This window comes from Okeania sp. SIO2C2 (assembly GCF_010692625.1).
GTDB classification, from domain to species: domain Bacteria; phylum Cyanobacteriota; class Cyanobacteriia; order Cyanobacteriales; family Microcoleaceae; genus Okeania; species Okeania hirsuta.
On sequence record NZ_JAAHGM010000042.1, the window covers coordinates 1 to 14,011 of the forward strand.

Annotated in this window: 7 protein-coding genes and 1 pseudogene; 6 read left to right on the forward strand and 2 right to left on the reverse strand. The window is 34.4% G+C overall.

The genetic code is table 11. From position 1 onward, the window contains the following. The 6 genes and pseudogenes from F6K18_RS25545 to F6K18_RS25570 all read left to right on the forward strand — a co-directional run. Window positions 1–281: pseudogene (locus F6K18_RS25545) on the forward strand (photosystem II D2 protein (photosystem q(a) protein)); the annotation flags it as partial. An 828-nt stretch (window positions 282–1,109) separates the two neighbouring features. Beyond that, entirely contained in the window at window positions 1,110–1,391 is a 282-nt protein-coding gene (locus F6K18_RS25550; RefSeq protein WP_287525112.1) for a 4a-hydroxytetrahydrobiopterin dehydratase, read from the forward strand. A gap of 356 nt (window positions 1,392–1,747) precedes the next feature. Beyond that, window positions 1,748–3,382: an HD domain-containing phosphohydrolase gene (locus tag F6K18_RS25555; protein ID WP_287525113.1), complete on the forward strand. Its 1,635-nt coding sequence runs from the start codon at window positions 1,748–1,750 to the stop codon at window positions 3,380–3,382. A gap of 808 nt (window positions 3,383–4,190) precedes the next feature. Next, window positions 4,191–6,086 (forward strand): iron uptake porin, encoded by a 1,896-nt coding sequence (locus F6K18_RS25560; protein ID WP_287525114.1) that lies wholly within the window; start codon window positions 4,191–4,193, stop codon window positions 6,084–6,086. A gap of 1,445 nt (window positions 6,087–7,531) precedes the next feature. Continuing rightward, window positions 7,532–8,494 (forward strand): cysteine synthase A, encoded by a 963-nt coding sequence (gene cysK, locus F6K18_RS25565; protein WP_287525115.1) that lies wholly within the window; start codon window positions 7,532–7,534, stop codon window positions 8,492–8,494. Between the two features lie 615 nt (window positions 8,495–9,109). Next, the gene (locus F6K18_RS25570) at window positions 9,110–9,784 is read left to right on the forward strand and encodes a J domain-containing protein (protein WP_287525116.1); all 675 of its coding nucleotides are present in this window, start codon (window positions 9,110–9,112) and stop codon (window positions 9,782–9,784) included. A gap of 792 nt (window positions 9,785–10,576) precedes the next feature. On the opposite strand, the gene F6K18_RS25575 is transcribed toward F6K18_RS25570, so the two are convergent. Both F6K18_RS25575 and F6K18_RS25580 read right to left on the reverse strand, forming a co-directional pair. Then, complete coding sequence (locus F6K18_RS25575) at window positions 10,577–12,073, reverse strand: cyclic nucleotide-binding domain-containing protein (protein WP_287525117.1); 1,497 nt, start codon at window positions 12,071–12,073, stop codon at window positions 10,577–10,579. A 638-nt stretch (window positions 12,074–12,711) separates the two neighbouring features. Beyond that, on the reverse strand, window positions 12,712–13,950 hold the full coding sequence (locus tag F6K18_RS25580) for a VWA domain-containing protein (protein ID WP_287279491.1): 1,239 nt from the start codon (window positions 13,948–13,950) through the stop codon (window positions 12,712–12,714). Window positions 13,951–14,011: the final 61 nt, after the last annotated feature.

Genomic DNA, 14,011 nt, shown 5'->3' on the forward strand with positions numbered 1-14,011 from the left:
CATTTTCCAACAAACGTTGGCTTCACTTCTTCATGTTATTTGTACCAGTAACAGGATTGTGGATGAGTTCCATCGGTATAGTAGGTTTAGGATTAAACCTACGAGCTTATGACTTCGTATCCCAAGAATTACGGGCAGCAGAAGACCCAGAGTTTGAAACATTTTATACCAAAAACATTTTGTTGAACGAGGGTATCCGAGCATGGATGGCACCTCAAGATCAACCACATCAAAACTTTATATTCCCTGAAGAAGTATTACCTCGTGGTAACGCTCTGTAATAATTTATGAAGGGATAAATTTTAAATCCTTTCATGGCTCCTACATTGTTAGTTTGTAGGAGCCATTATTTTTGGAAGATTAGGCACTTTTTTCAATCCAGCGTATATACAGAACTTTTCAAGTTATAGCAATGAGCGCTGGTATATTTACAAATTGCAGGAGGGGCCAAATAGCTAAAATTCTTATATTATCAGCAATTTATTCCCCCTTCCGGAGCTGTTGCCTGTTGCGTGTTGCCTGCGCACAGCGCTATAAGTGATGAACAGTAGCGGAATAATAATATTCACTCATTAAATGATTGGATAGTCTCTACCTGATAAACCAGCAATGTACTTTATATTTTTGTTTTTTTTAACTAGCATATTTGTTATTTTAATAGAGATAATCTCTTAACCTTTTTTTGGTTATTACTCTGTATCTAAAACTCTTAATTTTTGCTTATTAAGTTATTGAAGTCCTGAACTGAGAAAAAAAAAATTAACAAGACAATTGCATTCTCAAATTTTTGTGCTACTATTATTAATAGTAAAGATTATTAAAAACCGCTTAGGGATATAAGGAGGTGATGCCCATGCAAGATAGTAGTAAACGCTTGGGTCACCAGATTGGAAAATACCAGCTGTGTGCTGGGGCTTGACTCTAGTAGCTAGCTTGTTTCCCCTTCTAGGGGAGTTAAAATTTATTTTAACTAAGCTGATCTGGGGTTTCTCTCAGCAGTTAGGTTTCAATCAAGGTGACCCGCTAGACCGCTCTTATAATAAAGTAGTACTAAAGCATTTGCTAACATACTACTTTATTATAAGAGCGGATAGTTTTTGGAGAATTTTATGAGTAAATTGCTGAGTGCAGAAGAAATTAGTCAACGTATTAGTCAATTATCAGACTGGAAGCTAGAAGGAAATAAACTTCAGTGCGTAAAAATATTTAAAAATTTTGTCGAAGCAATTAGTTTTGTTAATCAATTAGTAGATCCAGCCGAGGCATCACAGCATCATCCTGATATAGAGATATCTTATAATAAAGTAATAATTAATTTAACGACCCATGATGTAGGCAGTTTAACAGAAAAAGATTTTAGCATGGCTAAACAAATATCTGCTTTAGACTAAGCTAGTTTTCATAGTTCGATATAAATTTAAGGTAACAGCTCAATAATCCGGGGTGAATCGGTAAAAGATAAACCTCAAATTACGTAAAATATTTTCTCAACTGGTAGTCTACCCCCATTTATTGAGCGGATACAATTTAAGTTAGTCTAGTACGGATTAGCTGACCAAGTATTTATAATAGAGTTATTAGTTAATAAATTTTCTCATTAAAACTGAAATTAAGCAAGCAAAAACTAGAATTTTGATGCCTTTAAATTCAAAATAATTTTCTTTAACTATATTACTACCCGAAAGTTAAGTGTATTAATTAGTAATTAAGTTTGCTCAGGATAAAGGCTAGTTAATAGCCCTAAATTATGTTCCAACTAAATATTCTCAAGTGGATGCAAGAATCCGCTACCGAGAGCACAGAATTATTGATAGAGCAGCTACTACATATTGGTGCTGCCCTTTCAGATACTTACGATTTGGGCGATATTTTACATTTAATTTTATCCAAAAGTCGGGAGATAACTTGTAGTGATGCAGGTAGCGTCTATCTAGTAGAAAAAAAAGGAAATCAACCTACTAGGTTATTGTTCAAGGTAGCCCAAAACGATTCCTTGCCAGACTTTTCTTTCCACGAACTGGCCATCAATATGACACCGAAAAGCTTGGCTGGATATGTTGCTCTTACAGGTGAAAGTTTAAACTTATCAGATGCCTATAATTTACCTTTAAGTGTACCTTATAAATTTGACAAAAGCTTCGACAAAAATACTGGTTATCGTACCTGTTCTGTGTTAGTTTTACCTATGCAAAATAGGTCTCAGGAAATAATTGGAGTGCTCCAGTTAATTAATCGCAAGATTAACTCAAATGCAGTATTAACAGCGAAGAATTTTCAAGAATTAATTCAGCCGTACTCACAATGGGAAGAACGAATAGTAAGTTCTCTTGCTTCTCAAGCAGCTATATCAATAGAAAGAAATCATTTACAAGAAAATATTGAAAATCTATTTGAGGGCCTTGTCAAAGCATCAGTACAAGCAATAGAAGCTAGAGATCAATGTACATCAGGTCATTCAGAACGAGTAGCAAAATTAACAGTAAGCTTGTGTGAAGAGGTTAATACTATTACTAGCGGGCCTTTATGGGCAGTGTCCTTTAACGAGCAGCAAATTAAAGAAGTTCGGTATGCTGCTTTGCTGCATGATTTCGGTAAAATTGGAGTCCCAGAAGCAATATTAACAAAACGCAAAAAACTTTATAAAGAACAATTAGAGCTGATTCAGCAAAGGTTTTCTGTTGCTCAACGTACATTGGAGATGGAGCATACTCAAACCAAGTATAAACAGTTACTCGGACATTTATCTGACATATCTCAACAACATACTCAAGAAAATTGTCCTCTATGCCAAAAAATTGAAAATTTGGATTTAGAACTAGAAACAGCGATCACCAAGCTTAATAACTATTGGCAAATAGTATTAACCGCTAACGAGCCAACTATAACAACAGAAGAACCACTGAAACAACTGAAGCAATTATTACTTTACACTTACAAAGACATAGACGGTCAAGTTAAATCACTAATTACACCGGAGGAAATGGCTCAACTAGCAGTTCCTAGAGGTAACTTGACTTTTGAAGAAAGAAAAGCTATAGAGTCTCATGTAACTCATTCTTACGAATTTTTGAAGCGGATTCCCTGGACAAATAACTTACAGCAAATTCCAGAAATTGCTTATGGACACCATGAAAAATTGGACGGCAGTGGTTATCCCAGGGGACTAAAGCAAAAAGATATTCCTATTCAAGCCCAGATTATGGTTATTGCAGATATATATGATGCTTTAACAGCAGGAGATCGCCCCTACAAACAAGGTTTGCCTGTAGAAGTTGCTCTCAGAATTATGCGTCATGAAGCAGCACAGAATAAAATTAATAGCAACTTCTTGGAACTATTTGAACAACGAGAAGTCTTCTCCATACTAGGACACAGCAAATAAGGTACACTCAAAAAAGCAAAAATTTATACTAGAGATACAAAGATCAAAAATTAATTAGGCCATGGTTAACAGAATAAAAAAATTCTGTATAGAGGTTGTTGATAAAAAAAAATTGTGATAACCTGTCACTCAACTACCGAATCTATTTATCAAAAAATCTTGAAAGAGGACTCCCGCTATAATCGCGAGATTTAGCGGTGAGAGGGGGCGTAAAAATTGCACGGGAAACCAACGCACACAGCCCCTCATAGATTTCAAAGTTATAAATTAATTAAGTGGTGGTGAATCAATAGTAGAGGGTTAATAGCGGTGGGGCACACCGTTAAATAAAAGCGCACCGCCTGCGCTGAGGTTTCCTCAGCGTAAAGACGGAGCAAGAAAAGCTTGTGGAGACGGTCTGGCAGGGGTACAGCTCAACTTGTTTGATTTGTTATCTAGTTAAGAGTTTGTGAAGCAAGAATCCCCCGTTATAATCGAGCGATTTAACGGTGGGAGTGTCAAGTAAAAATCTTAGGGTTAAAAATTAAATTTTTAGTAAAACTCACAGAAAGCTCTGTTTGTGCTGTAGATAAAGTTGAACAAACCTCAAAATTTGTTCTAAGGTTGAAAGTATTTTTAAGATTGCTTGTAAGTCTAATCCTTCCAAGAGCTACCTAGACTCTGAAAAAAAATTAGACTATTTGCACCTTTGCAACTCCTTCTTAATAATCAAGAAGTTGCAAAGCTAAAACTATGCTAACCAATCAAAATTAACTGATAAATATAGCCAAATGGTCTCTCTGCGATCGGTGTGAGGATGAGAGGGAAAATGTCAAAAAAATTCTGGAATTGTCTACTATTTAGTCCAGCAGTCTTGGGAGCAACCCTTGTTGCATCCTCAGCCGCTGTAGCGACTGAAAGTAAATCAGCAAATCTGGTTGTTCAGTCCCAAGATACAAGCATAGAAACACAGGAAACTGAACTATTAGCTCAAGTCCCTGGAACAAATTCAGCTAATTCCGTTGCTAATGCACCAGCAACGACCATAAGACAAATAAACCGCTACGGAAGAGAAGGTCGTAACCTTCGTCAACCAAGTCTTCGTAATCTTAACAGAGGAAATAGAAGAAAAACAAAAGGTCAAGTTACTTCTGTATCTCAACTTTCTGATGTTCAACCTACAGACTGGGCCTTTCAAGCACTACAATCCTTAGTTGAGCGTTATGGATGTATTGTTGGATATCCGGATGGTACTTATAGAGGTAACCGTGCTTTAACCCGTTTTGAATTTGCGGCTGGTGTTAATGCTTGCTTAGATAGAATTACAGAACTATTACAAGCTGCTATAGCAGATACAGTAACTAGAGAAGACCTGGCAATTCTACAAAGATTACAAGAAGAATTTTCTGCTGAATTAGCTATTTTGCGGGGTCGTGTTGATGCTCTAGAAGCTCGTGCTGCTGAATTAGAGGCCAATCAATTTTCGACAACTACCAAACTTAGAGGTGAGGTAATTTTTGCCTTTGTTGATAACTTTGAAGACCAAGGGCGATACGGAACCTTCAACGATAATACACAAGACGAAGACCAAACAGTATTTCAATACAGGGTACGTTTGAATTTCAACACTAGCTTTTCTGGTGAGGACTTATTATTTACAAGGTTACAAGCAGGTAATGCTCAAGCATTTAACCAGAAGATAGCTGAGGCTGAGGGACAGCAAACTTTTAATGTTCTTAACCTCACAGATGATACGGTTGAGCTAGATAAACTTTTCTATAAGTTCCCTGTCAGGGATAACATTAGAGTAACTATTGCTGCTAATAAAGTAAGTTGGTACGATTTTGTTCCTACTCTCAACCCTTACATGGAAGATTATGATGGAGGAAGTGGTTCTTTAAGTGCTTTTGGTCAAAGGAGTCCGATCTATCGTTTAGGGGGAGGTAAAGGACTTGGCGTTGAGTATGATTTTGGTTGCAAAGACCAATATGCTTGTGTCTATAGTCCATTTTCTGTATCTTTTGGTTACTTAGCAGCGGAAGGTGAAGATCCTCGGGAAGGAAGAGGTTTATTTAATGGAGATTATGCTGCATTAGCACAACTAACTTTTACTCCAATCAAAAATTTCCAAATTGGACTTACCTACAACAAAGGCTATTTTGGACCAGGAAATTTTGGATATGATGATGGTGCAGCTACAGGTCTAGGGGATAATGGCAGTTTAAACAGTGGCTTTGTGGGGACTGGTGTTGCCAATACTATCTTTGGTTTAAATGCAGAACTTAATGACCGCCGACCAGGTTCAGTTAATATTGCTCAACCAGTTTCGACTAATGCTTATGGTGTACAAATGTCCTGGCGAGCAGCTGATTGGGTAACGATTAATGGCTTTGGTATGTATCTTGATGGGAAACTAATTGGCTTAGGTGATTTTGAACAATGGAGTTATGGAGCAAATATAGCTTTCCCCGATCTGTTTAAGGAAGGTAGTTTAGGTGGTATTGTTGTAGGCCGGGAACCCTATATGAATGAATTACAACTTCCTAATGGGTTGGCATCGGGATTACGACAAGATATGTCATGGCACATAGAAGCATTTTACAAATATCAAGTTACAGATAATATCTCGATTACTCCTGGTGTAACTGTAATTACAAATGCTAACCAAGATGATGATAATGATGAATTAATTATCGGTACTATCAGGACTACATTCCAGTTCTAGTGATTAGCTGAAGTTATTAGGGTGGAATTCCACCCTATACACCTTAAAAGTTTTAAAAGTTTATTTATTGCAATTTATCTAGGATTACTCAAACTACATACATATAATTCTGAGAGTTAAAAATTCTATACTTGAATTATCAAATTATCCTGATAGATATAGCAGAAAAAAGAAGCAAGGAGGAAAAAGTTAGTTATCTAGGAGAGAAGGCGTTTAGTTATTTAGGCGATTAGTTATCTAGAAGAAAAAAATCTTGTGTTGCCTGAATTTTAATCTTTTGATATGTCCACCCTCTTGGCTTCGACTGCTATAATAATTAATGACTTATTTGAAAACAGATTCCTCTACATTTCTGTTCCCTGTTTCTTATTTTGGTAATTAACATCAGTAAACTAAATTTATTTTTAACTATTTTTATTGACAGATATTAAATGAGATTTGATGTTGGCTTGAATTCAAAATTTATAAATATATAAATTAGCAAGTAGTTATATACTATCTTCTTAAGGGCTACTCAAAAAGGGGCATTGCACAGTGACGAATGATTTGAGATTTTTGATGAACAAGATTTTGGATTAATCAATTGCTATAATTAATAATTAATATTAGGTTTTTTTTAGTCAAAGTCTAAACTATTTTTTGGCAATATAATTCCATAATGTGCAACCCCCAAAAAGGTTGTATAATTAGAATTTTTGTCTTGAAAATTTGGTAAATTATTTAAATAAGTATATGTGAAAACTAATTTATAGCAGTCGCCAAGGTGCTTAGGACATAAAGGAGAAATATAGGGTTGGTGGAGCCTAGCGGCAGCTATATCGCCTCTATGAAATGGTCTAATAACTTTGATTCTTCTCTGTCCTAATCGCCCTGGCAGTTACTATAACTTATGTTTCGAGGTAAATAAAAGTTAACAAAAGCGTATCTGCCTTGAACACAGTTCCAAAGGATTGAGAGAGAATGGAGAAACTTAGCCATATCCGTATATCCAATTGACTAAGAAAGAGAATAGAAAATATATTTGATTGAAAATAAACTTATTATTTAGTAGTAAGTATACAAACTTATAAATTAGTTTTAAGGTTTTTTAAGATAGAAGATTAACTCAATAATTTTGATTAAACAATATGCTCAGAAGAACATAAAGAAAAAGAAAAAATATATAAATCTGTAAGATTCAGTACATAAGATATATATAAACCCAAGCAATCATAGCTAATATTGGGTATACTTATCAAAATAAAATAGAAAATAACTTAATATAAATTTATTTTAGACTTTTGGTAATAATGTGAAGTCCTGAAAAAGTAGAAAGTATTTTTACAGAAATCAACGACACTTTACTTTAGCTGCAAATCAACTTAAAGTTTAGCATAATAAACAATTATTTTCTATCAAATTATAGGTAGACCTTACTATACCATACCATTTAGGATAAATATATCATGCGTATTGCTCATAATATTACTGAATTAGTAGGTCGTACACCTCTAGTACAATTGAATCGTATTCCTCAAGCAGAAGGTTGTGTCGCCAGAATAGTAGTAAAGCTAGAAGGAATGAACCCTGCCGCCTCTGTCAAAGACCGCATCGGTGTGAATATGATAAATGCAGCAGAGCGTGAGGGTTTAATTACACCCGGTCAAACAGTATTAGTTGAACCAACATCTGGAAATACGGGTATTGCTCTAGCAATGGTAGCTGCAGCTAGGGGTTACAAGTTAATTTTAACAATGCCAGAAACAATGAGTTTAGAGCGTCGCTCTATGTTACGTGCCTACGGAGCAGAATTGGTTTTGACCCCAGGTAGTGAAGGTATGAAGGGTTGTATCACAAAAGCGCAGGAGATAGTAGAGTCAACGCCTAACGCATATATGTTACAACAATTCGATAACCCGGCTAATCCACAAATTCATCGCCAGACTACAGCATTAGAAATATGGGAAGATACGGATGGCCAAATAGATATTTTAGTGGCAGGTATTGGTACTGGTGGAACTATTACAGGTATTGCAGAAACTATTAAGCAACGAAAGTCTGATTTTCAAGCGATCGCTGTGGAGCCTTCAAATAGTCCAGTATTATCCGGTGGACAACCTGGACCCCATAAAATTCAGGGAATAGGAGCAGGTTTTGTCCCATCTGTACTTAATGTCAATATTATAGATGAAGTAGTTCAGGTTCCTGATAGTGAAGCAATTAGTTATGGTCGTCGTATAGCTAAAGAGGAAGGTATCTTGTCTGGTATTTCTACAGGAGCAGTTCTTTGTGCAGCAATAAAAGTAGGTCAGCGACCAGAAAATCAAGGTAAATTGATAGTAATGATTCAGCCTAGTTTTGGGGAGCGTTATTTAAGTACTCCACTGTTTCAGGAACCAGAACAAACTCTAGCTACGGCAGTCAGCTAGATATATTTCAGTGTGGGACTTACACATTCAGGCAATACTAGTGCAGGATGGCGGAAATAACTGACCAGTTACAAAATCGCGGGAACAATTACAAATCAAAAATGATTGACTTTTGACTTTCGCGTAGCGACACTACATTTTTGGCAAATTTAGGTCATCAGGAAAAAGTAACAGGAATACTTAGTTTCTGCATATTAGTTGATTTGAATTTCAGTTTGACAAAATGCCTCAATATACGTGCTCAAAACTATAGTGCTATATATTTGCGTAGTAGTGTTTGATGAGAATTGTAAGTACCTGACTAATTTGGGATTATTTAAAGCTCTGCAAAGACTAAGTATTGTGATGAGAAAATATAATTAGTCTTCTACCTAACGGAAAGTCAAATTTAATCCCAGTTCAAAATTTAGCAGAATTCATATTTACGGGAAATTCAAATACCTTATATAATTTTCTACTCACTATTGCTATCTAGAATCTAAAATATTTAATCTACCATTATCAATTTAAAAGTTTGTTTATTTCATTGGTAAATTATTGATAACAATGAATAAAATAAGTAATGGAAATGTAAAAACTTAGATTCTATTGTAAATATTGAGTAGAAATAATTTTATGGTCACTAGTGATTATTACAAAACTTTGAATGTTAATCCCACAGCAACTCAGGGACAAATTAAACAAGCTTATCGTCGTTTAGTGAAGTTATTTCACCCAGATGCTAATACAGAAATAGCAGACCATAAACGTATTATTAGCATTAATGAAGCTTATGAAGTATTAGGCGATCCCCAACGAAGAAAATCTTATGACCTAAAATTTAATCAACACGATTGGAATTATACAAATACAAAGAAAAATTACCAGAAGCAAAATCAAAGAAGTAAAAATGCAGATGAACATCTACAAAAATGGTTAAATCAGGTTTATAAACCCGTTAATAAAATTATAATTCAAATATTAAAACCTCTAAAAAAGGAAATTGATTATTTAGCAGCCGATCCGTTTGATGACCAACTAATGGAATCATTCCAAAATTATTTAGAAACTTGTCGGCGCTTGCTCAAAAAAGCTCATAATTTATTTAGTTCTCAGCCAAATCCATCTAATTTTGCAGGAGTAGCAGCTCATTTATATTATTGCTTAAATCAAGTTAGTGACGGAATAGAAGATTTAGAATTGTTTACTCTAAATTATGATGATTATTATTTACATACAGGTCAAGAACTATTTAGAATTGCTTCTAGATTACGCCAGGAAGCACAGGCAGGAATAGATGGTATTTTATAATTTTATTTATTCTTGAGGATAGAGTGGAAAAGTCATACCAATTTGATAAATATTTATCACACATCATAAAACATTGATTCTAACTACTTGCTCTTGATAGAAGCTGCTATAAATCTTAGGTTTCAATATCACTTTTCTTTAGTTAAGCGTTCCCTAACTCTCAGATATTTTTGACACAACTACGTTGAGGATTACTATATTCTTTTATCCAATAGTATTAGATATTATATTAGCTCATTACGAAAATTTATCTCTAATTTTTGCCATTTTTTTTATAGACTAAAAGTTAGTTTCTGGAAATGTATACTTTTTCCATTTAACATGAAATCCGGTTATACAATTGTCCTACTCTATACTTTATATTAATGTAGACTTAATGTAGACATAAAATTCCAGAATATCCCTAGATAATTCTCACTCTCATCCTTCCTTTCTCTTTTCTCTTTTCTCCTTTCTTCTGACTACTAACTACTGAATTATACGATAATATCATGTCCGGATAATTAGTGATAAAAAACTTTCTCCTTCTCCTCTTATACCAATTACCAAAAGTAATGCTGTACTTAGGTAAAACTTCAGTTATTAAGTAATTAAACTATCCTAATAAATTTTTTGCTAATTTGAACAGATTTAATATGAATTATTATTATTTTTACTTCTCCCCCACTCCCCCACTCCCCTACTCCCCTACTCCCCTACTCCCCTACTCAAGAAAATGTAGAAAAGTTTTTGAGAAATGGTATTATTTCTTCCTTCCTGACGACTGACTCCTGACGACTGACTCCTCTTTATTTAAATACCAAAAAGAGTTTGAATCCGATTTCTAATCCTGGTAAAAGGAGTATTTTCTGAAGAACTACGATCAAGTAATCCTAATTCTTGTAATGCCTGTCGGCGTTCACAAAGCTTTCGAGAAATATCAGTAGCCAAACTAGGAGATTCTTCTAATAATCTTTGCAAATCATGTTGTTCTATTACAAATAAAATTGAATCTTCAATAGTTTTTACTGTAGCTGTACGAGGAGAACCCAATAACAAAGACATTTCACCAAAAAATTCTCCTTCGTGAAGAGTTGCAATATATTTACCAGTTTTTTCATAAATCACCTCAATAGCACCAGAAAGAATAATGTAAAAAGAATCTCCAACATCATTTTCTCTAAATATAATTTGCCCTTGAGGAAATAACTGTCTATAACCATATTCTATTAATTTTCTGAGTTTTAAATCAGTAAGACTTTCAAAATAAGTGACTCTTCTGAGTAGGTCTCGCAAAGTCCAATTATTTGGTGATTTTAATGCTGATTTTTTAGTTTGTTGAAAACTACTCTGTTTTTGCTCAGAAAAAACACCATTTTGAGAAAAAACTTTACTTTCGCTATTATTTGTAAAAATACCACTGTTAAATAAGGTACTCAAATCTTGTGGATTTTTTAACCATAAATCTCTCTGAGGAAAGGGAATAACTATATCCTGCTGAGTCAATTCATGCTCAATTAAAAAATTCAAAGAACTTTGAATTATATCGCTATCTTGAGGATGGTCAATCCAAACTAATAACTCAAAATCTAAAGAACTATCACCAAAACCTTTAAACCATACTTTAGGAGAAGGACGGTTTAATACACTCGTTTCTGCCCGAGCAGCAGCTAATAATGCTTCCGTTACTAACAGTGGATCGCTACCATAAGCAACTCCAACTGGCATACGAAGACGACTTTTAGGATCTTTATAACTCCAGTTAATAATATTATTTTCTACAAATTTTATATTAGGTACAATTACAAATATACCGTCAAGAGTACGCACAATTGTAGACCTAATAGAAATATTTTCTACTGTTCCTAATAAATTGTCTACTTCAATAAAATCTCCTACCTTAATAGGTTGTTCAAATAAAAGTGTTAAACCACTAATAAAGTTACTAGCAAGATTTTGTAATCCAAAGCCAAGTCCAATACCTAAAACCCCTGCTAAAACTGTAATAGTTCTCAAATCTATACCAGCTCTTTGTAAAACAATTAAAATTCCTAAAATGGCGATTATATAGATAATAACTGAGGCGATCGCTTCTCGATTACCCCGGTCTAAACCCATACGAGTTAGTAGTAATCTCTTGATTCCTTCTCCAATAGCACGAGCAATAATTAAGACTGCTACACCTAATAGAATTAGTCTGACAATAGCACTTATAGAAAGATGATTATCTCCAATATAAAAAAGTGGAGTTGTTAATGCTCTAGATAAGTTTTGAAACCATTCTTTCCCTTGTAAAAAAATCCAATTCATACTTGTTGTAAAACTATTTTTACTTCCAGATCAAAAACTTACAGCCTTTTGCACGACTCATTGGTACAGTAATAGCATTGAGTAAATAATAAGGTTTCATTTTTATCTTTGCTTATTGCTTTGGGCATTGTACCTAATTGTTCTGCAAAGTGCTGTATAGTAGTTGGCGACTTTATTGAGTACATATAGGTTTTAGAGAATAAGACACTGAAAAGTTTGCATTTCAATTGTTACTATTTCATCTAAAATAAGTTAACGCTAAATTTTTGAAATGAATTTAAATTTTTAATTATTATTTTAGTGGGTTGATGAAGATTCACCAAATAATAGTTATTTATATATAGTAATCAGGAATCATATGTGAGAAACTGATAGAGAAGTTATGGAACTTATAGATGGAAGAACTAGATGTTTTGATTGAGTCTAATTGAAAACAAGAGGATTGGCGAAAAGGAAAAATTTATCTTGTTTATACTTGTAGAGTTACAGCCAGTGGCACAGCTATACAGAGGCTTTAAAGCTTAATTTTCAATATTATATTCGGATAATTTCTGATAAATAAAATTCTAGTTATCTAGATAAAATTTAATTATTTACCAGGGAATTTTTCCCTGGCTAAACTAATCAAAAAGTATCCTTTACTTTAAAATTGTTTTGGAGACAATCCTAGTTTTTTTCCGGTCTGATTCAGAAAGTTCCTCTCCATCTTGTAAACGAGTCGCACTGGTTTGTAAAACAGTTGCTGCTCCTGTATCTCCCATTTGTAATGCTGTTTTAGCAGCAGTTTGTAACATTGTAGCAGCACCAGCTCGATCGCCTTGTTGCAATTTTGTTTCAGCTATTTGAGTTTGCCTATATTTTGCTAAAGCTAAAATATGATTTTGTACTTCCGAATTAATTTGAGGCTGATATTTTTCCGTAACATTAGCTTCAACTAATATAGGTTCAGAAAGTAAATCTTCCTTACTTTGAGCAGGGTCATCATAACGAACTTGTAATTGAACGATCGCTTGTTTTCCTTCAGGTAATTGCCCAATATAAAGATTAACTAGAACTACCCTTTCTACATCTTTCATTAAATCTCCCAGTCTGACCATAAAACGGTCGTTCTCTTTTTGTACGGGCAATTCAATAGTATCTGGTGCTACTTGTGCAATAGGCTTAAGTTCTGCTAATCTAACTCTAGGCATCAAAGATAATCGTAAATAAGAATTAGTAAGTCCCACAGATTGAATCCGATTAAACAGTCTGCCAAATTCCTCTATTGCCTGTTCTGGACGTTGAATATAAGCAAGAGTCCCCCCACCTGCATCAGCTATTTTTTCCAGAACATCTTGATTCCAATCATCACCAAACCCCAGGGAATTTAGAGTCATACTATAATCAGTAGCCAACTTTGCTAACTTAAGACAACGGTCGTTATCCCCATGTTCATTTTCCCCATCAGTTAATATAAAAGCCTGGGAAATAGAATCTTTTTGGCCTTTATCTAACTCTTCTATTCCTAACTTCAAACCCTCATCAATAGCTGTACCACCAGAGGATCTTAATCTGTTAATCTCGCGCTTAATACTACCAGGGTCATTAATAATTTGATTAGAAACAATCACCTTAGCTCTATGGTCAAAAGCCACAACTGAAAGGCGATCGCCCTCCTTCAATTTATCTACAAGTTGTCCTGCTGCTTGTTTGACAGTTTCCAGCGGTCTTCCTTCCATAGAACCACTATGGTCTAAAATCAAACATAGGTTTAGTGGTACAGTTCTTTCTAGCTCATCAGCCAGAGCCGAAATAGATATGGCCAGTTGACGTTGAGATGAAGATTTAGTGGCATCAATATTGGTATCGTTAAGAACTGAATGTAGATTAACTTTCATAAATATACTAGAAATTTTACTACTACTTATTTCAGGATATATCCACAAATTTGACATCCTC

What these genes read in the sequence shown, in the direction of transcription:
- F6K18_RS25550 (WP_287525112.1), top strand. Translation starts at nt 1,110, where the DNA reads ATGAGTAAATTGCTGAGTGCAGAAGAAATTAGTCAACGTATTAGTCAA.
- F6K18_RS25560 (WP_287525114.1), top strand. Translation starts at nt 4,191, where the DNA reads ATGTCAAAAAAATTCTGGAATTGTCTACTATTTAGTCCAGCAGTCTTG.
- F6K18_RS25575 (WP_287525117.1), bottom strand. Translation starts at nt 12,073, where the DNA reads ATGAATTGGATTTTTTTACAAGGGAAAGAATGGTTTCAAAACTTATCT.
- F6K18_RS25570 (WP_287525116.1), top strand. Translation starts at nt 9,110, where the DNA reads ATGGTCACTAGTGATTATTACAAAACTTTGAATGTTAATCCCACAGCA.
- F6K18_RS25555 (WP_287525113.1), top strand. Translation starts at nt 1,748, where the DNA reads ATGTTCCAACTAAATATTCTCAAGTGGATGCAAGAATCCGCTACCGAG.
- cysK (WP_287525115.1), top strand. Translation starts at nt 7,532, where the DNA reads ATGCGTATTGCTCATAATATTACTGAATTAGTAGGTCGTACACCTCTA.
- F6K18_RS25580 (WP_287279491.1), bottom strand. Translation starts at nt 13,950, where the DNA reads ATGAAAGTTAATCTACATTCAGTTCTTAACGATACCAATATTGATGCC.